Genomic DNA, 23,908 nt, shown 5'->3' with positions numbered 1-23,908 from the left:
GCTGTTGTTATTGCTTACACTTTAACATCATGATTTGTTTTCTTCCTTTAGAATGGTTGTACATTACAAATTTTCCATTATTGTAGCTTCCTAAGTAAGGAATGTAGGTGGTTTTACCTTTATTATCTTGAATTTTTTCATAATCTAAATTACCATCTATATCGTAAACAAACGCATATAAAGACGTAGATTCAAACCAGCCTTTAGAAACTTTTAACCTTCCATCACTTTTATCAGAGAGTTTTTTTCCAGAATTTAGTAAAATATATAACTTATCATTCTTTAAGAATGCATTGTAAGATGGTTCTGTAGCTCTTTTAAAAATACTTCTTCCCCATTTTAAATTGCCATTGGCATCTAATTTTGTAATTAAAATATCATCATAATGATAGGTTGTTACATAATATCCACCATTCATTCCATTAGACACATAAACTTGAACCACATAGAATTCTTCTGCAATTAAAAAAGTATTGCCCTTTTCATCCTCTAAAATATAATCTAAATTAAAGCTAGTTAATTCTGAATCTTTTTTACTCTTTGCATTTCTATAGCCATATAAATCTTCAAAAACTTTGTTAGGCAAAGGCGCTTTCTTTTTATTCAAAACAGATAGTGTATTCTTGTCAACAGAAAATTGACTAACTCCTTTAATACCAAATACTTTATCTTGAGAGTAATACCCAATTAACCTTAAATTATCTTTATAAAAAGACAAACTCATACTTTTAATATATTCATCTTCTGTAAGTTCTATTTTACCTGTAGCAATGTTATCATTATCAATTTTTGTAAGCACATAAGAATAATTTGCTTTTGCTTTTTTTCTTTCTCGTCTTCCTTTAAAGTACTCTTTACCAATGCTAAAAACAACTCCGTTGTTATCTACAACCATATCTGATGATGTGTAATATTTTTCTTCATTAGCATAATAAGCTTTGGTAAAAACAGGAGATAATGTTTTGGCATCAAAAAGATGTACATCATAAGAATTTGAATTCTTTTTTACATTATCTGTAGTTATTGCAATAAATTTTTTGTTGGGTGATATTGAAAAGTTTGTTTGTCTTTTATTCTGACCAGAAAATAACGCACTTTTCTTTTCTACATTTGTATCTAATAAGGTTGCTTTTGTAGATGTAAATGTTGATATATTTAAAGTATAACAATTCAAAATTCGTTTTGTTTTTGACGGACTTTCTACCATAAAAACTCTTACTTGATTGTCATAATAAAATTCACCAACAAAGCTTTCTTTTTTACTTAATGGTATAGATTTAATTTTTTTTCCTTTCGCATTTTCATCAAAACTTTCAAAAATTAATGTTGATTTACTTTTTCTAGCAACTATGGTAAGGTTTTGAGGGGTAGTATAAATACTTAAAATATTGGTTGTTTTATGCTGATCTTTATAAGCGTTACTTTCGTTTACATCAAAATAAGAAGTTTGAGCAGAAATTTGTACTGTGATACCAATAAATAGAAGACAAAGCCTAAATACGTTTTTCATAAAATAAGTTTATACAATATTAAGTGATTATTTACATTTCTAAAACTTTTTACAAAAATATTTGTTCCTCATTAAAATGTAAAGTATATTTGTCATTATATAAAATAAATTTGTCAATTTGTAAAATAAATAATATGTCAAAATCATCAATTTGTGAAAGAGAAAGAAATCATTTAGAAAAAATGAATAAGTTTCAGTTAGGTAATCAATTTAAAAAAATGGGTTATATTTTAGCGATAGCCACTTTTGTTGCAATGCTTGGTAGAAAATATGTTGAAAATTCAGAATGGATTAGGCCAATTTTACATGGTGTTTTATTGGTAGGAATGTTAATAATTTCTTTATCAAAAGACAAAGAAGAAGACGAATTTATAGATAGCTTACGTTCTCAATCTTACAGATTGGCTTTTTTACTAGGTATTGTGTATTCTTTGGTGCAACCTTTAATTAATTACGGAGTAGGTTTATTGTTTGATGAAAATGAAACCTTAAAAGGATTTAGTTATTTTCAGGTATTATTTTTTATGTTGGTTGTACAATTGATGTTCTTTTGGCAACTTAAAAGAATGAACCGTTAATATGAAAAATACAATTAAAGTACAACGTGCTATTTTAGACTTAACGCAAGATGATTTAGCAAAAAAGATTGGAGTTTCTAGGCAAACCATTAATTCTATTGAAAAAAACAGGTATGTTCCTTCTACAGTTTTAGCCTTAAAACTATCTCAAGTATTTAAAATTGCAGTAAATGATTTTTTTACTTTAGAAGAAAGTGATTGAGGTTTATTTTTATGATTTTTAAATTATAATAAGTGTATTACGAATAAAATATACAGTGAAAAATTTAGATTATTATTTATAATATTATAAATCTTGTTCTTATCTTTTTTGATGTAATTGAAAACAAAATTATGGAGCAATCGTGTATTAAGATTTCTCCATTTTAGCAAAATCGCATTGATTTGTAATCCATTTAAAATAGAACAAATTACTAAAAAGTCTAATTTTTTAAATTGAATCTAGCTTTAAAAAAATCATTGAATGGATTACAAACGATAAAGAGATCTTAGCATTAATTTATGGTATTATTCAGCAATAGAAATTACTGCAGCTTTAAATAAATTTGCTTTAGATTTAAAGAATTTATTTTCAACATCAATAGCCTTTAACTTTGTTTCAATCAGCTTAGATTCGCGATAGTTTACTAAAAATAAAGAACTTTCACCAAGAAAAAACTTGCGTTCTTCTGCCTTTAAAAGCGTTCCATAATCATTTACAATAGTGCTAATATAATTGCTTTGTACAATAAAAGATTCTAATTCTTGTTGCACAGCATTTACTTTATTTTTGATGGTTACTTTTGTAGCCTCATTTTCTAACTTAGCGTCTTGTAGTTTAATTTTTGCAAGTTTTAAATCGCCTCGTTCTTTACGTAAGAAAATAGGTAATTTAAAATTGATACCCGCTTTATAATTATCAACAATTAAAGAATTCGATTGCCTAGGTGTTTGTGTTAAAAAATTATATTGAACATCTAGTTTTGGCAGTAAGTTGTTCATTTTTAATTTTCTATCGATATTTAAGCTTTGTATTTTATACTCTAAAGATCTAATTTTAGGATGATTATTAAGGTCAAAATTTGCATCATTAAAAAGTGCAATGTTAAAGGTGGTATCTACATTTTGTATGGTAGAAATGTCTGGTATAATATTGTCTTGCAGTTCAACAGGTGTATTGTCATTAAGCCATAAAAAGTTAGACAATTCTAAAGATGCCTTCACCAACTTAATTCGAGCTTTTTCAAGGTTTAGTTTTCTGTTGTTTAACGTAATTCCTGCTTCAAGAGTATCAATTGCTGCTTTATCCCCTTCTTCAAAAGCTCTTTTTGTATTACTAAATCTAATTACAGCATTTTCTAAAAAATCGTCATAAACCAATTTTTCATTATAAGTTTTTAACCAATTGAAATAAGAAAGTGAAGCCGTATATAAAATTTCGTTTACTAAGATTTGTTGATCTTCTCTTGCTTGGTTGATAAAGAATTTGGCTTGTTTTAAAGCGGCCATTCTTTTATTAATCAGCAAGCCTTTTAGCAAAGATGCAGAAACTCCTGCAGCATATAAACCATCAGTTGGTACATTAGCCTCTGGACTTAAAAATTCACCACTATTGTTTTCAAAATTAGCTTTAAATTCTAAACCATAATAGGTAGGTATTTTAAAAGCACCATTTAATTTATTATAATATTCTTTTTCTTTGAATTGCTTCTTATCAAAATCTACCTCAATTTTAGGGTCAAAAGCACCCCTAGCTTTTAGCAATTTTGCCTCACTATTGTTTATGGCTAAATTTGCTTGCTTTACAATTGGGTGATAGGTTTTTACATAGCCTAAATATTCAGATAAGGTCATTACAGAGGTTACTTTATCTTGTGCAGAAAATTGGGTAAACATCAGTAAAAACAATATTAAAATGTATTTTTTCATCGATTTAAACATCTAAAAAATTAACTGATATTTATTTTTTCTTTTTTCCATCAGACTTGCTTTTTGCATTGCCTTCTGGTTGATAATAGTTAGGAGGGAAGCTGTTTAATTGTCGCCAAAGCTCGAACCAAATTGGTACATCTTCTAAAAGCGCTATGGTTCTAGCACCAGATCCTGCTCTTATTTCATCTGGCCATTCATGGTCGGTTTCATCAGGTGATAATAAAATTCTATACTTTCCATTTTCACTTATAAAACGTTCTACTGCTACAACTTTTGCACCATACGTACCATAAGAAACATTAGGCCAACCACTAAAAACTATTGCAGGCCAACCATCAAACTGAACTCTTACTTTTTCACCCAAATGTATTAAAGGTAAATCTATAGGTCTCACAAAAGTTTCTACAGCTAAATCTATATCAGCAGGCATAATACTTACTAAAGCTTCGCCTTCTTTAAAGGCTTCTCCTAAACCACCAATTATTGCTTTGTTGATGTAACCATTTTGAGGAGATGTAATATACAATAAGCTATTTCTTACTTTGTAATTGCTGTTTTTGTTTTCTAATTTAGACACTTCAACTTCTGAATTTAGCTGACTAGACTGTGCTGTAAATCGATCACTTTGTGCTTTTGATATTTTATCTGCATATTGTGTTAAAACCCTATTTATTTCAATTTCAGCATTAATTACGTTATTTTTAGCTGTCAATAATTTATTTTCTTGACCAATTAATTTAGCTTGTGTTTCTTGCAGTTTTAAACGTTTTTCTTCAACATCTTTCATGGCTTTTAAGCCTTCTTTTTGCAAGGTTACAGCACGATTAAATTGTGTTTCTGCAATTTTAATGTTGGTTTTTGCAGCTTCAAACTCAATACTATCACTTTGTACTTTTAACTTAGATTGCATAAGTTTGTTTTTGGCAACTTGTAATTTTAAACCACGTTCTTTTTTTAATGCAGCTATTTGATTACCAAGTGCAACAATTTTATTACCATAAGCCCCAACAGAAAAAGATTTAGCTGTTATTTGTTGCCTAGTTCTTACTAATAAACTATCATCAAAATACTCACTTTTTACCTCAGATATTCGTAAAATAGTATCGCCTTTTTGTACATAATCTCCTTCTCTTACAAACCATTGCTCTACTCTACCAGGAATTTGAGATTGAATAGTTTGTGGTCTTTGACCTGGTGTAAGTGTGGTTACTAAACCATTACCAGTAATATTCTGTGTCCAAGGTAAAAAAAGCACAATAAAACATATGATTCCAAAACCAATTAAAAATCGATTAAGTGCTTTATAGTATTTTTTACTAAAGATTTCTTTTCCAGATTTAAAGCTTTTTAAATCTACTTCTTGTTGTAATTCTGTGTTAGAAATATTTAACATTTTTCTTAGTTTATAGATTTAATTTGACCTTTTTCTAAAGTAATGGTTTGTGTACATTGTGTACGCCAGCTTTTTTTGCTACTTACTACAATTAAAGACCATGGTCTTTCTGGTGCTGTTAAATAAGAAATTATGCGTTGTGTTTCATCTAAATTAAACTGGTCTAAAGGATCTTCTAAAATCATTATTTTAGGTTGTTTTATAATAGCCCTTGCTAATATTAGCTTTTTGGCAACTGTATAAGACATTTGTTTACCTTCTGGATAAATCACAGTTTCTAAACCATCTGGTTGTTCTTTTATAAACTGATTTAAACCAACAATATCTAAAATATCAAAAACAAGTTGGTCTTTAGCTCTACTAGTGCCAAAAATTAAGTTTTCTCTTAATGTGCCTTCAAAAGGGGTTTCTTCAGAAAGTGAAAGACCAAGTTGAGAACGATAATGATTTAAATTTAAGCTATTTAACGATAAATTGTTAATGTAAATATTACCCAAAGTAGGCTGATTTATTCCTGAAATTAATCGTAATAAAGTCGATTTTCCAGCACCACTTTCTCCCATTATTAAAATTCTGCTAGAAGGTTTTAAATTAAAAGAGATATTGTTTAAAATAGGTTTGTTTCTATCTTGTACTTTATAGCAAACATCATCTAATTCTATGGCAAAAGAATCTTTAAAAATTGGTTTTTCTCCTATTTGAGATTCAAGTTCTTTATCAACAACTTGACCAATTTTTTCTATAGAAGTTAAAACGTCATAGAAAGATTCTAGACCAATAATTAATTTCTCTACAGATTGTATAACTAATAAAATAATAATTTCTGCAGCTACAAATTGCCCAATATTCATTTCTTGGCTTAATACTAAAGCTCCACCAATTAATAATAAACTTGCAGTTACCACCACTTTAAAACCAATCATTTGAGTAAATTGAAGTATAAGTATTCTAAAGTGATTTTCTCTAGCTTCTAAATACTTATTTACTAAATAATCATTTTTTGTCATTGCCAAATTGGTGTTTCCAGAAAGTTTAAAACTTACTACAGTTCTTGCAACTTCTTGAATCCAATGAGCAACTTTATATTTCATTTTAGATTCCATTAAACTTGTTTGCAAACCTTTTTGAGCCGTAAATTTAAAGACTATAAATATTAACAATAATAAAAGGATACCGAAAATGATAAAAAACGGATGATAAAATGACAACAAAATTAAAGCAAAAATAATTTGTAATAATGCTGTGGGTACATCAATTAAAATCTTTGATAATCCTTTTTGTATGGTTAGCGTATCAAAAAAACGATTTGCCAATTCTGGCGGATAAAAATTACGCAATTCTGTCATTTTTATTTTAGGAAAACGATAACTTAACTCAAAAGAAGATCGCAGAAAAATTCTTTGTTGTATTGTTTCAATAATTCGTAGCTGCATTAATTGTAAAGCTCCAGAAAAAATAACACCTAAAGTTACCACAACTACCAAAACCACCCAAGATGTAGATACTTGAGCACCTTGAATTAAATTAATAATAGCCTGTATGCCTAAAGGTAATGTTAGCGCCACAAAACCGCCAAAAATTGCATAGTAAAAAATTTGAAATATATCTCTTTTCTCCAATTTTACAAGATTAATAAATCTTTTCCATGGAGTTAGTTGTTTATTTTCCATAAGTTTAGTTGAGTGTTTTGTAAACTAATTGTTGGTAAAAATCAGTTGGTGTTTGGCCTGCTTTGCAATTTGTAATAGACGGAAAATGCTCATTTAAAAAATGTTGATGCAAACCTCCTTCTAAAATAGTACTTGCCAAACTCATTGCAAACTTGTAATTCGGTTTTACTTCTGCAATCATCACTTCTAATCTATTAATTAACCTTTTATAGATTTCAAAATATCCTTCTTTATTGTCTTTATCTACTTTTTTAGTTAAAAAAGATTTAGAACTTTCATTAACTATAATTCTATATAACAAAGTTTCGTTGATATGAGAAAAATTACTGTCTTCTTCTACAGTTCTGGTTACAACTTCTACAGCTTTTACTAACTTTTCGTTTTTGTCAGAAATACTAAAGGTTTCTATAACCAATTGGTATTCTAACCACGCCCAGTACCAAGAAGATAAGTATAAAAGTAGTTTATGTTTGCTTTCAAAATATCGGTAAATAGAACTTTCGTTAGAACCAATTATTTTGCCCAATTTTTTAAAAGTAAAACTTTCAAAACCAATGTTATTAATTAAAACAATACTACTTTCTATAATTCGTTTCCCTAACTCAGAAGTTTCAGGATCTTTAATATATATCTTGCTGGGCACAGATATTTTTAAAGAGGATAATAAATCTTTCATTATAAAATATTAAGTTGCAAATATAATAGCATTACTATCGAAAATAAAAGGATTTTTTTTTATTAGTATTTTTTTAACATCTATACATTAATAACAAAAATGAGTTTTATCGTGAAATGAATTTTGAAAACGTCTATTTTTATGATATCTTTGTAGAACTGAGAAGTTTTAAAGAACTATTATTATCATTAATTTATCTAAATTTTAGTTTAGGTAAAAATTTACAAAGGCTAAAGCTTTTTAGCAGATTAAGATTTCTTCGAGAACAGGATTAAAATCAAATTAAAACAGAGTTATATAGTTAATGGCAAAATCGCAACAAACATTTAGTAAAAGTGAAAAAGAAAAAAAGCGTTTAAAAAAACGTGAAGACAAGCGTAAAAAAATGGAAGCTAGAAAGGCAGCCAAAGAGGCTGAAGGAACTTCAGGTATTCAGTTTGCTTACGTAGATCATAATGGAAATTTAACAGATACTCCACCAGATCCAGAATTAAAGGTAGAGTATGAGTTAGAAGATATTCAAATATCAACAACAAAAAAAGAAGATTTACCAGAAGAAGATCCTGTTAGAAAAGGAAAAGTAAACTTTTTTGATTCTTCTAAAGGTTTCGGTTTTATTATTGATACAGATAATGGCGAAAAATATTTTACACACGTTAGTGGTTTAATTGATACAATTGCAGAAAACGATAAAGTTTCTTTTGAGCTAGAAAAAGGAATGCGTGGGATGAATGCTGTAAAAGTTAAAAAGATTTAAAGAAAGCTAAATTTCTTTAAAATTAGTAAACATCTAAGATAAATTCTTGGATGTTTTTTTATGATTGATGTTTTTTTAATTCGAAATCAAAATATTATATCTTCATCAAACTATTAAATTGTAAATAAAAAATGATTCGTAGTTTTAAGATAGCCCTATAGTTAAAGTTGGCATCATTTTAATTTAATAGATATGAGTGAGTCTACTTTTTTAATTTGACGATAAGTTTTTTTAAATTGTAAAGAAATATCATATTCAGCACTAGCAACAAAAATCATGTTATTTCTAAATTTTAAAGATGTTAGCATCTCAAAAGATTTTATTTCGCCAGTAGTAAAATCAATACTATTTTCTAGAGTTTTGTAAACATTCTCAATTTTTATATCTATACCTTTTGTTGAAGCCATTTCTAAATCTTTTTGATAAAATTGAAGCGTGGTCAACTCCCTATTTAATGAAGATGTTTTGTTGTTATAGGTATTTATATAATTTAATAAGTTGCTTTGTGTAAAAGTGTAAATAGTAGATGCCAAAATAGCTTCTAAATAATTTTGAATTTTAAATGTATTACTTTGAATATTTTTGCTAGTAATAACAGTTATAAAATCAGCTATTATTCCAGAAATTGAATCTCTATACGTTACATAATCTTGTAAGGTATTTAGATTTAAATTATTTTCTTCTCTGAGTTTAGATAAAAGAACCCTTTCATTCTCATCTGCTTTTCTATTTTCATTCCAATTATTAATCTGTAAAGCAATTAATATACCAATAACCACCAAAAAAATTTCGCCAATAGCGTACTTAATGTATTTTGTTATTTTACCTTCTTCTGATAAAGATTTACGCATCTTTCTAAAAAAATGAATCATAGAATTTTTCTTAAAGTTTTAAAGATAGTAAAAATGTAAATTAGAAAAATAATTCTTTTTATTTGTTACCAAATTACCCTTATCAAATAATAACAATTTCAAAAAATATCGCTTTAAATCAATTATATTTGTGTCTACAAATTTATACTATGACTTTAATAAAATCCATCTCAGGTATAAGAGGAACTATTGGGGGTAAAACTGCTGATAATTTAACACCTGTAGATGCTGTAAAATTTGCTTCTGCTTACGGAGCATTCATAAAAAAAAGAAATCCTAACAAAAAAAATATAGAAGTTGTAATTGGTAGAGATGCTCGTATTTCTGGCAAAATGATTTCGAGTTTGGTGGCCAATACCTTAGTTGGTTTAGGAATAAATGTAATAGACTTAGGTTTATCAACCACACCAACTGTAGAAGTTGCTGTGCCTTTAGAAAAAGCTGATGGAGGTATTATTTTAACTGCTTCTCATAATCCAAAACAATGGAATGCACTAAAATTATTAAACGAAAAAGGTGAATTTTTAAATGGTGAAGATGGAGAACAAATTTTAGCTTTGGCAGAACGTGAAGATTTTGAGTTTGCAGAAGTTGATGATTTGGGGACCTATACTAAAAACAATTCTTACTTACAAAAACACATTCAAGAAGTTTTAAATTTAGAATTGGTAGATGTAGAAGCTATTAAAAAAGCCAATTTTAAAGTAGTAGTAGATGGTGTAAACTCTACAGGAGGCATCTTTATACCAGCCTTATTAAAGGAATTAAATGTAGCTTGTATAGAGTTGTACTGTACACCAAATGGTCAGTTTCCTCACAATCCAGAGCCTTTAAAAGAACATTTAACCGATATTTCTGAATTGGTAATACAAGAAAAAGCAGATTTCGGAATTGTTGTAGACCCAGATGTAGATAGACTTGCAATTGTGTCTGAAGATGGTACAATGTTTGGTGAAGAATATACCTTAGTAGCTTGTGCAGATTATGTTTTAGGACGATTAGGAGGAGGAAACACAGTGTCTAACTTATCGTCTTCTAGAGCCTTAAGAGATGTTACCGAAAAACATGGAGGACAATATACAGCCTCTGCTGTAGGAGAAGTAAATGTGGTGATAAAAATGAAAGAAACCAATACTGTTATTGGGGGAGAAGGAAATGGTGGAATCATTTATCCTGCTTCTCATTATGGTAGAGATTCGTTGGTTGGTGTGGCTTTGTTTTTATCGCATTTAGCACATCAAAAAACATCTTGTAAAACTCTACGTGATTCATACCCAAATTATTACATGAGTAAAAATAAGATTCAGTTGACTCCAGAAATTAATGTTGATAAAATTTTAGTAACCATGGCATCAACGTATGCTAACGAAGATGTAAATACTATTGATGGTGTTAAAATTGATTTTGCTGAAGAATGGATTCATTTACGTAAATCTAATACAGAGCCAATTATTAGAATTTATACAGAAGCAAAATCGCAAGAAGCTGCAGATGCTTTGGCTGTAAGGTTTATCAATGAAATTAAAAATATAATTGCATAATATTTTGAAATTAAAAACCATTACTTTTTTATTTATATTGATGTCAATATCAATAGTAGCCCAAGAAGTTAACACCAAAAAATCTACAAATAAAGGGAAACTTTTTATCTATTGGGGTTGGAACAGAGCTAGTTATTCTAATTCCGATATTAATTTTAAAGGAGAAAACTATGATTTTACTCTGCAAGATGTAGTTGCTAAAGATAGAATTACTCAATTTACTTTTAATGATTATTTGAATCCTGTAAAAATTACCAACCCACAAACAAATTTTAGATTGGGCTATTTTTTAAGCGATAATTATACCATTTCTATCGGTTATGACCATATGAAATATGTAATGCAAACCTACCAAACTGTAAAAATTAATGGAGAAATTAATGCAGGTACTCCTTTTGATGGTGTTTATAATAATGATGATATTCGCTTAATTAATGAGTTTTTGCAATTAGAACACACAGATGGTTTAAATTATGTAAATTTAGAATTAAAAAGATTTGATGAAATTGGGCATTGGATAGGAATGAACCATGAGAATTTTAAATTAAGTATTACAGAAGGTTTTGGTGGTGGTTTTTTATATCCGAAAACAGATGTTAAATTATTTAATCAAAAGGAAAGAGATGAGTTTCAGGTTTCTGGATGGGGAATTTCTGTTGGTGCAGGTTTAAATGTAACGTTGTTCAAACATTTTTTTGTGCAATCTGATTTAAAATATGGGTACATAGATTTGACAAACCTTAGGACTTCAAATAATCCAAATGATACCGCTTCGCAAAATTTTACGTTTTTTGAAAAAACAATCGTTTTTGGAGCAAAATTTAATATTTTATAATTAATAGAATGGATTTAGAGCAGTATTTTTCGCAATTTAGAGACCAAATTATTGGCGTGAACCAAACCTTCATTTCTCCTTATGGAGAACAAAATTTGGTGTATTGTGATTGGACTGCAAGTGGGCGTTTATATAAACCCATTGAAGAAAAAATCTGTAATGAATTTGGCCCATTTGTAGCCAATACACATACAGAAACTTCTACTTCTGGAGCAGCTATGACATTAGCTTATCATGAAGCTAGAAATATTATAAAACGTCATGTTAATGCAAATTCTAATGATGTTTTAATTACTACAGGTTCTGGTATGACTGGTGTTGTTAACAAATTTCAAAGAATTTTAGGCTTAAAAGTTTCAGAGAATTTAAAAAATCATACTACAATTCCAGACGATTTAAGACCCATCGTGTTTGTATCACACATGGAACATCACTCAAATCAAACTTCTTGGTTAGAAACCATTGCAGATGTAGAAGTTGTACCTTGTAATGATGAAGGTTTGGTATGTTTAGAGCTTTTTGAAAAATATATTCAAAAATACGAGGATAGGAAAATAAAAATTGCATCTATAACTTCTTGCTCTAATGTAACAGGTATAAAAACACCTTACCATAAAGTGGCAAAATTAATACATCAATACAATGGTTTGTGTTTTGTAGATTTTGCTTGTTGTGCACCTTATGTTGATATTAATATGCACCCAGAAACAGAAGCCGAGTATTTAGACGCTATTTTTTTTTCGCCACATAAATTTTTAGGAGGTCCAGGTAGTGCTGGTGTGTTAGTTTTTAACAAAAAACTGTACAAAAATACAGTGCCAGATAATCCTGGAGGTGGTACAGTAAGTTATACAAATCCTTGGGGAGAACATGATTATTTTGATGATGTTGAAACTAGAGAAGATGGTGGAACCCCAGGTTTTTTACAAACCATAAAAATAGCATTGTCTATTCAGTTAAAAGAAAAAATGGGCACTTTACATATCAAAAAAAGAGAAGATGAAATTAATACAATTCTTTTTGAAACCTTAGAGAATTTAAAAGGTGTAAAAATATTAGCACCGAATCATAAAAAAAGGCTGAGTATTTTTTCTTTTTATTTTGAAAAATATCACTTTAATTTAGTCGTAAAATTATTAAACGATCGTTTTGGAATTCAAACAAGAGGGGGTTGTTCTTGCGCAGGTACTTATGGCCATTTTTTATTGAATGTAGATCAAGAAACTTCTACCAAAATACATCATCAAATTTTAGAGGGTTGTAATACAGAAAAACCAGGTTGGGTACGTTTATCTTTACACCCAACAATAAACAATGCAGAATTGGATTTTATTTGTAGTTCTTTACATCAATTATCAATAAATATAGAAAATTGGGCTAATGATTATACATACGATTCAATGAAAAACGATTATGTGCATAAAACAGTTGCACCCATTGAGAAGGATTTAGTTACTTCTTGGTTTGCTGTTTAGCTTTTTGCATTTCTTGCCATTCCTCAAAACGATCTTTATGTTTAAATCGGTTATGAGACCATAAATAACACTCTGGTTGTTCTTTTATATTTCGTTCTGTAATGCGTAAAAATTGTTCGGTAATTTCATAATCCCTAAAATCTTTAGGGTTCTCAGCAATCACCTCAAAATCAGTTTCAAAATATCCTCTTTTTATTTTTTTAGATCTATAGTTAATTACCACTAAATCATGATTTTTTGCTAACATTTCAGCACCAGTGTGCACAGGTACTTTTACGCCAAAAAAATAGGCCCAATGATATGTTTTTTCTACTAATGGAGATTGATCACTTAGTAAAATATAAGCACCTTGAATATTATTATCAAAATTGCTTTTTATCATTTTAATAAAGTCAGCTGTAGTTGCTCCTTTAACACCAAATTTTTCTCTATTTTCTTTTAAAGTTTTTTCAAAAGTTTCATTTCTTAATTTGTTATAAGCCCCAAAAACATTCACATCTAAAACCAAAGGTAACCCAAAAGACCATTCCCAATTCGCTAAATGTGCACCAACAAGTGCAATACTTTTGCCTTGTTTTATGTATTTATTGACTAGTTCAGGGTTTACGTATTTGTATCTTTTTAAAATTTGCTTTTCAGAAATTGAGAACGATTTTATACTCTCAACCATAATATCAGTAAAATGTTTATAAAATTTCTTTGCAATTGCTTCTTTTTCTTTTTCTGATTTTTCAGGAAAAGCATAAGTTATATTTTTTAAAATCACCTTTTTTCTGTATCCGAATGCGTAATACAACAAAGCATAAAAAAAATCTGAAATCAAATATAAAACAAACATTGGCAATCTAGAAAACAACCAAATTAAAGGGTATGTAAGACAGAAAATAATAAAATTCATAAACAAAAATTAGAATGCAAATATCGTATTAATAATTCAAAGAAATCAGTTAGTTTTTTTTGAGTTTATTCTTTTTTAATGCTTTCCATTCTTGTAAACGATGGCGATGTTTAAATCGTTTGTGAGACCATAAGTAAAACTCAGGTTGTTGTTTGATGAGCTTTTCTGTTAATTCAATATATTTATCTGTAATTTGATAGTTGCTAACATCTTTAGGGTTTTCTGAAATCAATTCAAATTCAGTTTCATAATAGCCTCTTTTTATCTTTTTGGTTGATGAGTTAATCACCACTAAGTCAAACTTTTTAGCCAAACTTTCTGCACCTACATGAAAAGGCACTTTTATGCCTAAAAAAGATGCCCAATATAAGGTGTGTTCTACTTGCGGAGATTGATCGCTAATTAATAGATAAATACTTTGTTTTTGGGCTTTGTAATCTTCATAAAACGCCTTAACTGTTTTTGCAGATTCATAACAAATAAACCCAAAACGCTCTCTAGAATCTTTTACAATTTTATCAAAATATTTGTTTCCAATACTAGTGTAAGCACCTCTCGCTCTACAATTTAAAACCATTGGCGCACTTGCAAACCACTCCCAATTAGCTTGATGTGCACTAACAAAAGCAATACTTTTTCCTTGGTCTAAAAACTCTTTTACCAACTCTGGGTTTTTATATTGGTAACGTTTTAAAATTTCTTTTTTGCTAATAGAAATTGCTTTTATGGTTTCTATAAAACTATCTGTAAAATGCTTAAAAAAATATTTAGAAATTCTTTTTTTTTCAGCCAAAGTTTTTTCAGGAAAAACTAGCGTCAAGTTTTCTAAAACAACGGTTTTTCGATATTTAAATACATAATATACAAATACATATAGAATATCTGAAACAATATATAAAATGCGCATTGGTAGCTTAGATAGCAACCAAACAAAAGGATAAACTATTCCGAAAATTAAGAATTGCATTGTAGTACTTTAGTGTTGCAAATATCAGTATTAAAATTAAAACTATATAGTAAAACCAATCGGATTTTGCTACTTTTGTAAAATGTTAGATGGTTCAAATCCTATTGTTTTACTCATTATCGTAGCCAATGTTTTATTCTCTATGAAAGGCTTTGATGATTATGCTTTTTTAGACAAATTTAAGTTTCAAATAAATAGGGTAAAAGGTGGTGAAAAAATTAGAATGCTGAGCTCTGGTTTTTTGCATGTTGATTGGATGCATCTTATCTTAAACATGTATGTTTTGTATGCTTTTGGAAACATTATTACAAACATTTTGGGTGTTAGTGCTCTTTTAATTATTTATTTTGGAAGTTTGTTAGCAGGTAGTTTTTATACCTTGCATAACCATAAAAATGAACCTTATTATAGTGCTGTTGGAGCCTCTGGAGCAGTTTCAGGAATTGTATATTCCTCAATTTTATTATTTCCAGGAATGCAGCTGTATTTATTTTTTGCGATACCAATACCTGGTTATATTTTTGCAGTAGGTTATTTGTTATACTCTATCTACGGAATGAAAAAACAATTGGGTAATATTGGTCATGCAGCCCATTTAGGTGGAGCCATTGGTGGTTTTGTTTTAACACTTGTTTTAAACCCGGTTTTAATTAAAACAAATTCTATTTTTGTGATAGCTTTAGCCATACCCATTGCTTTATTACTTTTTTTTGGGGATAAATTAAAAAGATTTTAATTTAAAATAATAGTTAGATGTAAGCTTTTATTATTTTTTATGATAAGCTATTCACGCACATTTAAATGTACATTATGGTTAAATTCAAACCATAAAAAAAGACCTAATTATTGCTAATTAAGTCTTTTGAGCGAAAGACCAGGTTCGAACTGGCGACATTCAGCTTGGAAGGCTGACGCTCTACCAACTGAGCTACTTTCGCATGGTAAAGGACTGCAAATATATAATCATTTTTGAGTTTTGCAATAATTATTATTAAAATATTTTTTAAAAATTTCTATTCTTTTATATCATTTTATATTTTAAACTTTCTCAGTAAAAAACAATCGAATTTTTGAGGATATGGATTGGATTAGTAAGCTAAACTTAAAAGCCTCACATTTATTGAAATATCAATGAATGTGAGGCTTTTTTAAGGCAAATAAAAAGATAAAAATGTGTTATCCTTTTACTTTGTTTTTAAATTGATCAAATTTGTCTTTTTCTTCTTTTGGCCAACTGTTGTTAGATAAATCAACATCAGCAGTTTCTAAATCTGGATCTACTTTAAAGCTTTTAATTTCTTGGGTTGAAGAAAATACTCTTTTTACAGTGTTGTCATCTTTCATCCAAATTTGAGCAGGAAAAGTTTGTTTTTCTTTAGTTCCGTCTGCATAGGTTAATTCTACGATTAACGGCATTACTAATCCTCCTGGTTTTTCAAACTCCACAGAATAGATATAGCTTGGTATTTCTGTACCAGCAGCTACATATTTATCCATAGCTTTAGCGTTAGCATCTTCTTTTTTATCTGTAACATATACTAAATCGCCTAAATTATCAAAATATTGTTTGTATTGTTCTTTTAATTTAGCAACTCTTTCGTTTGGTTTATCAGTTAAATATAAGGGTTTTACTGTTTTGATTCCTATATCAGTTACATCAGTAGTATAAAACCATCCTCTCCAAAACCAATCTAAATCCATACCAGAAGCATCTTCCATAGATCTAAAGAAATCTGCAGGTGTTGGGTGTTTAAACATCCATCTTTGAGAATAAGTTCTAAATGCATGATCAAATAACTCAGGCCCCATAATTGTTTTACGTAACATATATAAACCAGCAGCTGGTTTAGAATATGCATTTGGTCCGAATTGTTTTACATAATCTCCTTGAGACATAATAGGAGAGATGTTACTCTGATCTCCACCCATATAACGTGTAATGTTTTTTGCAGGATTTGATGCAAATAATTCAGGGTCATATACTTCTTCTGCTAAGATTTCTACAAAAGAGTTTAAACCTTCGTCCATCCAAGTCCATTGTCTTTCATCAGAATTTACAATCATTGGGAAAAAGTTGTGTCCAACTTCATGAATAATTACCCCTAACATTCCTTTTTTAGTTCTGTCAGAATAAGTTCCATCTGGGTTTGGACGACCAAAGTTGAAACATATCATTGGATACTCCATACCTTGACGTTCTGAATGTACAGAAATTGCTTTTGGATAAGGGTAATCGAATGTAATTTTTGAATATTCCACTAAAGTAGTTGCCACTGCTCTTGTAGAATGCTCTTCCCATAAAGGGTTTCCTTCTTTAGGGTATAAAGAAACAGCCATAACTGTTTTGCCATTAATATCTGTAGCCATAGCATCCCAGATATATTTTCTAGAAGTAGCAAATGCAAAATCTCTTACTCTTTGTGCTTTAAACTGCCATGTTTTTGTTTTCGTTGCACGACCTTTTTCCGCTTTTTCAGCTTCTTTTTGTGTAACAATTAAAACAGGTTTGTCAAAAGATTTTCTAGCTTTTGCCCAACGTTTACGTTGCTCTTTAGTTAATACATCTTTTTCGTTTTGTAAAACACCAGTAGCATCCACAATATGATCTTCAGGTACAGTTAGGTTTACCTCGTAATCACCAAATTCTAAAGCAAATTCAGATCTACCCCAAAATTGCATGTTTTGCCATCCTTCTACATTATTATAGACGGCTAATCTTGGAAAAAATTGTGCAATGGTGTAGTTGTTATTTCCATCAGGGAAAGTTTCTAAACCAGAACGACCTCCATCTTTATTAATATCGTTAATTTTATAATTCCATTTAATTCTGAATTTAAAAATTTCTCCAGGTGCTAAAGGTTTTGGTAAGTTTATTCTCATCATAGTTCTATTGATAAAGTGAGATAATGGTTTACCACCACTTTCAACTTTCTCAATATTGAATCCAAATCCTTTACCCTCTTTTAAATAGGTGCTTTTGAAATTATCTGGAGTTAAAAAAGCTGAAGCTCCACTAGATTTAGCTAAGGGTGTTTTAGAATCATCAGCTCTCATGTTTTGATCTAATTGTACCCATAAATATTCTAAATGATCTTTTGAATTATTGTGGTATGTAATGTTTTCATCACCATAAATTTTATTGGTACTTTCTTCTAAACGAATGTCCATCACATAATCCACTTTTTGTTGTGTATATTGATGACCAGGAGCTCCAGAAGCTGTTCGTTGATCGTTTGGACTAGCCAAAACATCTTTCATTTGTCTGAATTTGTTTTGATCTGTGTGTCCTTGTTGTACTTTCTTTTTTTCTTTAGTTTCTTGAGCAAAACTTGCAGTTGCTACAAAGAATAAAGAAAATACGAATAAAGAAATTTTTTTCATTTGATTTGATTTGTATTTAACGTGCATAAAATTAAGAATTTGAATGGAAAATGATAAGAAATTGTTAAATTTTAACAAACCTTTACCATAAAAAAAAGACAATATGAAACCATATTGTCTTTTTGACTAATTTTTAATAAAATTTAGCCTTTCATTTTGTTTTTAAATTTATCAAATTTATTAGCGGTTTCTTTTGGAAAACTATTGTTAGATGTATCTACATCTGCAGTTTCTAAATCTGGGTCTATAACAATACTTTCTATCTGTTTTGAAGATGAAAATACTTTTGTGATTTCTTTATCATTATACCTCCAAATTTGTGCAGGATAAGTTTTCTTTTCTTTTGTACCATCCTTATAGGTAAATTCTACTATAATAGGCATTACTAATCCTCCTGGTTTTTCGTAAGTGATTTCATAATGGTATTTGCTTTCTTTTTTTGCAAAGCCTAAACCTTCAGAAGTGTCTTCTACAAACTCTACAGTGTTTCCTGCATCTTTTGTAGTATATTTTTTAACACCTTTAATACCAATATCAGTTACATCAGTGGTGTAAAACCAACCTCTCCAAAACCAATCTAAATCTATACCAGAAGCATCTTCCATAGTTCTAAAAAAATCTGCAGGAGTAGGGTGTTTAAACATCCATCTTTGAGAATAGGTTTTAAAAGCATGGTCAAACAATTCTTTACCCATAATAGTTTCTCTTAAAATCCAAAGGGCAGTTGCTGGTTTACCATAAGCGTTACTACCAAAACTGTATACGTTATCTCCTTTAGACATGATTGGTGCAATTTTAGATTGATCTCCAGACATATATCTTACAATATTTTTAGGGTATCCTCTTACTATTGGAAAATCTTTATCATAATCTAGCTCTGCCAACATTTCCATATAAGAATTTAAACCTTCGTCCATCCAAGTCCACTGTCTTTCGTCAGAATTTACAATCATTGGAAAAAAGTTATGTCCAACTTCGTGAATGACCACTTTAATCATTCTATATTTTACTCTATCTGAGTAACCCCCATCTGGTAAATCTGGTCTTCCTGGGTTGAAACAGATTTGTGGATATTCCATACCCATTTGTCCATCAACAGAAATGGCTTTATGGTAAGGATAATCAAAAGTATATTTTGAATATGTTTTTAAAGTTTGTGCAGTTGCTTTTGTAGAATGGTCTCCATATAAGGGATTCGCTTCTTTAGAATATAAAGAATGTGCCATAACAGTTCTACCATTAATATCTACAGCCATTGCATCCCAAATAAATTTTCTTGAAGTTGCAAATGCATAATCTCTTACATTTTTAGCAACAAATTTCCATGTTTTTGTACCTGTAGCTTTTGTTTTTTCAATCTTTTCAGCTTCTTTTTGGGTTCTGATAACTACGGGTTTATCAAATGTTTTTTGTGCTTTTTCCCATCTTTTTAATTCTTTTTTAGAAAGTACTTCATCAATATTTTGTAAAACACCTGTTGCACCCAGCATGTGGTCTTCAGGTACTGTAATATTTACATTAAAGTCTCCAAATTCTAATGCAAACTCACTTCTTCCCCAAAACTGGTCATTTTGCCAACCTTCTACATTATCATATACACACATTCTTGGATAAAATTGCGCTATAACGTAATTGTTGTTATTGTTTTCATTAAAATGTTCATAACCAGATCTACCACCTTGTGTTCTATGGTTATTGATATTGTACCACCAAGAAATGTTAAACTCAAAAGTATCACCAGAAGCTAAAGGTTTTGGTAAGTTGATGCGCATCATGGTTTGATTAATAATATAAGATAAATTGCTACCATCTGTATTGGTAACACTCATAATATTAAATCCGCCATCAAAACGCTCTTTTGGAAAAGCACTTTCGAATCTTCTTTTACTCATTTTGGTTCTAATTTTTCCAGAACTAATGTCTGGTGTTTTAGAATCTGCAGCTCTCATATTTTGGTCTAATTGTACCCATAAATATGGCAATTCATCTCTAGAATTATTATGATATGTTATGGTTTCTGAGCCTGTAATTTTTGTATTGGCATCGTCTAAAACAATATCCATTACATAATCAACTTTTTGTTGAGTGTACTCTTTTCCTGGTGCACCAGAGGCTGTTCTTTCTAAATTAGGTGTAGCTAACTCTTGTTTTAGCTGCCTAAATTTGTTGGTGTTTGTGTGCCCTTGTTTTGTAATTTGCGCATAAGAACCTGCTGCAAAAACAAGAGAAAATAGTAAGAATCCGATTTTTTTCATAAAATTAGTGTTTGTGTGATTACTGAATGATTTAATATTTTAAATGGGCTGAATTTTCTTCTTTAGTTAATAAAATACTTTTGTTTTTTATACCAACTTTAGACTTTATTAAATTTTGTTGTTTTGGAAAATGCTTTGTTAGAATATTGTTGGTAATATCTATGCTGTGTACTTGATTTATATTTTCTATTTCTAAGTAAAAGAATACCAAATCACCATCATATTCTTTGCCAATATAATTAAAGTTTTTTGCAGTACCATCTACTTTAAAAAAGAGTTTTTCTTTAATGTATTTTTCAAAATAAACATCGTTGTTTTTCAGTTCTCTTTTTGTAGTTAATTGTAGGTCTATATTATTATCACTATTTAAAGCAGTTTCAATATCATCCATAAAAACATTGATGATTATTTGTATGGATTTTGATTCACTTTTATACTTTATTTGAGTTAAACTTAAATAATATTTGTGCGTTGTAAATGATAAAAGTGGAATTAAAAAAAGGAGTACTGCTATTTTATTTGTATTCATACTGATATAAAAATCAATTATTGAGCCAAATTACTCATTTTTTATGATTTTGAGGTAAGAAACGCTTTCCGTTCTTAAAACTTTAATAAGTTCTAAAATCCGATCTTCTTTGTGTAAGTTTTCAATACCTAAAGGATTACAATATTCTAAAAAGTGAAAATATTTTTCTATAGGAATTTTTAGTTCATCAAAGAAAAACTTTTCTCCAAGTTCTGAAAGTATTTTGTACGGAAAAGCCTTTTTTTGTGCTAAATTTTTACGCAAAGCCCATAATCTTTCTGAATTTTTAAAAGGCATAACAACTGAAGCACCTGCACCAGCCATTTGTATGGCACCTTGCATGGTATTTACTATTGGTGGTCTTACCTTTTCTATCTCGTCTATAGTAGGGTCTATTTCTGAAAAATCTACATTAGAAAAATCTAAAAAATTTCTAAGTAAAGAATCTCTTACATCTTTAGGAACGTCTTTACTATCTGCAGTTAATCTACCCATTAAGTTATGTCTTTTTAAATCAAACTCATCTAAAACATAAATATTGGCTTTTAATAAAACCTCCAATTCTCTATTTTCTAAAATTTCTTCGTTAATAGTTATTTTTTTGAGTTTGTGCTGAATAGAAGAGAAGCATAAAGTATCTCCTTTAGAAACAAAAATTCGAAACAAACCTTGGTCACTAGAAAAAGTACCTTGATTGGTTTTTAAATTAATGATATTCGCGTTTTTTACAATGCCCAAAGAATCTAAAACTTTTCCAGTAATTAGTTTTCTTCTTTCTTGTGATGATACTGTATTAACTAAAAATAACAGTAAAAATAAAGGGAGTAGTTTTTTTAGCATAGGTGTATTTATAATTCACAAATTATAAATTTATCTGCTGAATACCTAAAAAATCTATTGGAATCTTTTGTTAAAAATTGGTTGCAAACAAATTCATATTAATTTTAATAAAAAACTATTCTTTTTGAATCGTTTCTAAATAAAGATTGGCACGATTTTCAAATAATTGAATTAACTCTAATAAATCCTCTTTTTTGAATAGATTTATAACTACAGATAAGTTACAAAACTCCAGAAATTGATGATAGTTTTGTTTGGGAATTTTTAATTTGTTAAAAAAGTAATCTTCACCCAACTGAATAAGTATGTTATTAGGTACTTTGGTTTTATCGAATTCATTTTTAACAATTGGTGTATACTTTTTCTTCTTTAAAGATAAAAAACCCAATAGATTTATACCTTGATTTTTTTGAATTGGATCTACTACTACAACTTCGGACTCAGCCCTGTTATTTGCATCAATTCTAGTATCTTTTAGACTAAAATCTACATTCGAAAAATCGAGGTTATTTTTTAATATAGAATCTCTTTTTTCTTTAGGTATTTGTTTGATATCTGAAGTTAAATTTCCTGTTAAATTGTGTTTTTTAAGGGTAATTTCATCTAAGGTATAAGTGTTTATTTTTAAGATTGCTTTTATGTTTTGTCTAAAAAATATTCTATCTGTTATAATGATAGTTTTATTGATGTGTTGAACAGAAGAAAACTTTAATGTGTCGCCTTTTGAAGCATAAATACCAAATAAACCTCGATCATTTGAAAATGTACCCAATTTGGTTTTTTGATTAACGATATTTACATTTTTAACAATGCCTAAAGAGTCTAAAACAATACCTTTAATAAAGCGCTTTTGATTTTGGGCAGAAGATAAAAGTGTGAAAAGTATAGAAAAAAGAAAAAGTATTTTTTTAAGCATAAAAAGGAGAATTATTTTCTAAACGAAGCGCTAAAATTAATCTTTTTTAATCAAACTTATTTCGGTTTTATCTTGAGGAAAAGTCTTACTTTCTTGCATTAATATTTTGGTAATTTTTAAATTATCATTTTTATTAAAATAGTTGATAATATTTTTTTTATAACAATAATTCAAAAAAGGATTGATGCTTTCTTGTTTGATATTTAAATCTGTTATAAAGAAATCGTCTGTAAAATACTTTCTAATTTTGGCAAGTCTATTATCTTCTAAAGTAATTTTTTCTAGCTGTTTTCTCCTTTTATTATTCCCATTTAATGCATTTATTAAATTATCTAAACTAACTACACCACCAGATCTGAATTTAACCACTGCATAATCTTTTTTTGCAATGGTATTGGCATAAGGTAAATGAAGCGTTTTTGCATTTACAGTTGGTGGAGGCATAATTTCTGGATCTACAAAAAATATGCTTTTAGCTTTACCTAAAGTAACTTCATCTAATACATATGTTTTATCCTCAACATCAACTATAAACACTTCTTGGTTAAAAACTGCTTTGGTTATGGCTATTGTTTTGTGTTTTATGTTGATGTGAGAAAACGCTAAAGTATCGCCAATAGCAACAGGGATTTCGAACAAGCCTAAATCACTAGTATTTGTACCTATGTTAGAGTTTTTATTAATAATATGCACATCAGCAATTACATCACCTTCAAAAAAAACTTTTCCAGTAATGGTTTTTTTGTGCTCTTGGCTATAGGCGAAAGCACAAAAAAGAAAAGAATAAAGCAGTAGTTGATTTTTCATGACAACAAAGGAAAGAGAGATGCCTCTTAAAACTCTATTAACACAATGGTAAAATTTTGTTAAACGAAAAAAGCATCATAAATTTTATGATGCTTTT

At 29.0% G+C, this 23,908-nt stretch carries 21 protein-coding genes and 1 tRNA gene; 7 read left to right on the top strand and 15 right to left on the bottom strand.

Features of this window, described 5'->3' with window-relative positions; genetic code table 11:
- Positions 1-7: 7 nt before the first annotated feature.
- The gene (locus SJY27_RS02860) at positions 8-1,510 is read right to left on the bottom strand and encodes a hypothetical protein (protein WP_397446748.1); all 1,503 of its coding nucleotides are present in this window, start codon (positions 1,508-1,510) and stop codon (positions 8-10) included.
- Positions 1,511-1,644: 134 nt separating this feature from the next.
- On the opposite strand from SJY27_RS02860, the gene SJY27_RS02855 reads away from it, so the two are divergent.
- Positions 1,645-2,088, top strand: coding sequence for a hypothetical protein (locus tag SJY27_RS02855; RefSeq protein WP_397446747.1), 444 nt, complete (start codon positions 1,645-1,647; stop codon positions 2,086-2,088).
- Between the two features lies 1 nt (position 2,089).
- Positions 2,090-2,290: a helix-turn-helix transcriptional regulator gene (locus SJY27_RS02850; protein WP_397446746.1), complete on the top strand. Its 201-nt coding sequence runs from the start codon at positions 2,090-2,092 to the stop codon at positions 2,288-2,290.
- A 305-nt stretch (positions 2,291-2,595) separates the two neighbouring features.
- On the opposite strand, the gene SJY27_RS02845 is transcribed toward SJY27_RS02850, so the two are convergent.
- Genes SJY27_RS02845 through SJY27_RS02830 form a run of 4 tightly spaced genes read right to left on the bottom strand, consistent with a single transcriptional unit; the run spans position 2,596 to position 7,738 of the window.
- On the bottom strand, positions 2,596-3,996 hold the full coding sequence (locus tag SJY27_RS02845) for a TolC family protein (protein ID WP_397446745.1): 1,401 nt from the start codon (positions 3,994-3,996) through the stop codon (positions 2,596-2,598).
- 31 nt (positions 3,997-4,027) lie between these two features.
- The gene (locus SJY27_RS02840; protein WP_397446744.1) at positions 4,028-5,392 is read right to left on the bottom strand and encodes an HlyD family secretion protein; all 1,365 of its coding nucleotides are present in this window, start codon (positions 5,390-5,392) and stop codon (positions 4,028-4,030) included.
- Positions 5,393-5,397: 5 nt separating this feature from the next.
- Positions 5,398-7,062, bottom strand: a complete 1,665-nt coding sequence (locus SJY27_RS02835) for a peptidase domain-containing ABC transporter (RefSeq protein WP_397446743.1) — start codon at positions 7,060-7,062, stop codon at positions 5,398-5,400.
- A gap of 4 nt (positions 7,063-7,066) precedes the next feature.
- Complete coding sequence (locus SJY27_RS02830; RefSeq protein ID WP_397446742.1) at positions 7,067-7,738, bottom strand: TetR/AcrR family transcriptional regulator; 672 nt, start codon at positions 7,736-7,738, stop codon at positions 7,067-7,069.
- Positions 7,739-8,042: 304 nt separating this feature from the next.
- On the opposite strand from SJY27_RS02830, the gene SJY27_RS02825 reads away from it, so the two are divergent.
- Complete coding sequence (locus SJY27_RS02825) at positions 8,043-8,495, top strand: cold-shock protein (RefSeq protein ID WP_397446741.1); 453 nt, start codon at positions 8,043-8,045, stop codon at positions 8,493-8,495.
- A gap of 173 nt (positions 8,496-8,668) precedes the next feature.
- On the opposite strand, the gene SJY27_RS02820 is transcribed toward SJY27_RS02825, so the two are convergent.
- Positions 8,669-9,367, bottom strand: coding sequence for a DUF6090 family protein (locus tag SJY27_RS02820; RefSeq protein ID WP_397446740.1), 699 nt, complete (start codon positions 9,365-9,367; stop codon positions 8,669-8,671).
- Between the two features lie 149 nt (positions 9,368-9,516).
- Between SJY27_RS02820 and glmM the strand changes: the two genes are divergently transcribed.
- From glmM to SJY27_RS02805, 3 genes are read left to right on the top strand one after another with little or no spacing between them, the layout of a single operon-like run.
- Positions 9,517-10,908 (top strand): phosphoglucosamine mutase, encoded by a 1,392-nt coding sequence (gene glmM / locus SJY27_RS02815; RefSeq protein ID WP_397446739.1) that lies wholly within the window; start codon positions 9,517-9,519, stop codon positions 10,906-10,908.
- Between the two features lie 40 nt (positions 10,909-10,948).
- Positions 10,949-11,743, top strand: a complete 795-nt coding sequence (locus SJY27_RS02810; RefSeq protein WP_397446738.1) for a hypothetical protein — start codon at positions 10,949-10,951, stop codon at positions 11,741-11,743.
- An 8-nt stretch (positions 11,744-11,751) separates the two neighbouring features.
- Positions 11,752-13,218, top strand: a complete 1,467-nt coding sequence (locus SJY27_RS02805) for an aminotransferase class V-fold PLP-dependent enzyme (protein WP_397446737.1) — start codon at positions 11,752-11,754, stop codon at positions 13,216-13,218.
- On the opposite strand, the gene SJY27_RS02800 is transcribed toward SJY27_RS02805, so the two are convergent.
- Together SJY27_RS02800 and SJY27_RS02795 are read right to left on the bottom strand one after the other, a co-directional pair.
- A complete protein-coding gene (locus tag SJY27_RS02800) occupies positions 13,196-14,116 on the bottom strand; it encodes a lysophospholipid acyltransferase family protein (RefSeq protein WP_397446736.1) in 921 nt (306 codons plus the stop codon). The two genes, SJY27_RS02805 and SJY27_RS02800, sit on opposite strands and share 23 nt — an antisense overlap.
- A gap of 49 nt (positions 14,117-14,165) precedes the next feature.
- The gene (locus SJY27_RS02795; protein WP_397446735.1) at positions 14,166-15,083 is read right to left on the bottom strand and encodes a lysophospholipid acyltransferase family protein; all 918 of its coding nucleotides are present in this window, start codon (positions 15,081-15,083) and stop codon (positions 14,166-14,168) included.
- A gap of 82 nt (positions 15,084-15,165) precedes the next feature.
- Here SJY27_RS02795 and SJY27_RS02790 point away from each other — a divergent pair, with 82 nt between their 5' ends.
- Positions 15,166-15,819 carry a rhomboid family intramembrane serine protease gene (locus SJY27_RS02790; protein WP_397446734.1) on the top strand — a complete coding sequence of 218 codons (654 nt, stop codon included), beginning with the start codon at positions 15,166-15,168 and terminating at the stop codon, positions 15,817-15,819.
- A gap of 129 nt (positions 15,820-15,948) precedes the next feature.
- Here the strand turns inward: SJY27_RS02790 and SJY27_RS02785 are convergent.
- The 7 genes from SJY27_RS02785 to SJY27_RS02755 form a co-directional block, all read right to left on the bottom strand.
- Positions 15,949-16,021, bottom strand: a tRNA-Gly gene (locus SJY27_RS02785).
- Between the two features lie 238 nt (positions 16,022-16,259).
- Complete coding sequence (locus SJY27_RS02780) at positions 16,260-18,464, bottom strand: M1 family metallopeptidase (protein ID WP_397446733.1); 2,205 nt, start codon at positions 18,462-18,464, stop codon at positions 16,260-16,262.
- 143 nt (positions 18,465-18,607) lie between these two features.
- A complete protein-coding gene (locus SJY27_RS02775; protein WP_397446732.1) occupies positions 18,608-20,719 on the bottom strand; it encodes a M1 family metallopeptidase in 2,112 nt (703 codons plus the stop codon).
- A gap of 31 nt (positions 20,720-20,750) precedes the next feature.
- Positions 20,751-21,248 carry a DUF6702 family protein gene (locus SJY27_RS02770; protein ID WP_397446731.1) on the bottom strand — a complete coding sequence of 166 codons (498 nt, stop codon included), beginning with the start codon at positions 21,246-21,248 and terminating at the stop codon, positions 20,751-20,753.
- A 30-nt stretch (positions 21,249-21,278) separates the two neighbouring features.
- Positions 21,279-22,088, bottom strand: a complete 810-nt coding sequence (locus tag SJY27_RS02765) for a hypothetical protein (protein WP_397446730.1) — start codon at positions 22,086-22,088, stop codon at positions 21,279-21,281.
- A gap of 115 nt (positions 22,089-22,203) precedes the next feature.
- Positions 22,204-23,004: a hypothetical protein gene (locus SJY27_RS02760; protein ID WP_397446728.1), complete on the bottom strand. Its 801-nt coding sequence runs from the start codon at positions 23,002-23,004 to the stop codon at positions 22,204-22,206.
- Positions 23,005-23,040: 36 nt separating this feature from the next.
- On the bottom strand, positions 23,041-23,811 hold the full coding sequence (locus SJY27_RS02755) for a hypothetical protein (RefSeq protein ID WP_397446727.1): 771 nt from the start codon (positions 23,809-23,811) through the stop codon (positions 23,041-23,043).
- Between the last annotated feature and the right edge of the window lie 97 nt (positions 23,812-23,908).

The sequence above is a fragment of the Polaribacter sp. R77954 genome, from assembly GCF_044595335.1.
GTDB lineage: Bacteria > Bacteroidota > Bacteroidia > Flavobacteriales > Flavobacteriaceae > Polaribacter.
The sequence above is the reverse complement of the archived record's forward strand: the minus strand, read 5'-3'. Positions and strand labels throughout refer to the sequence as shown.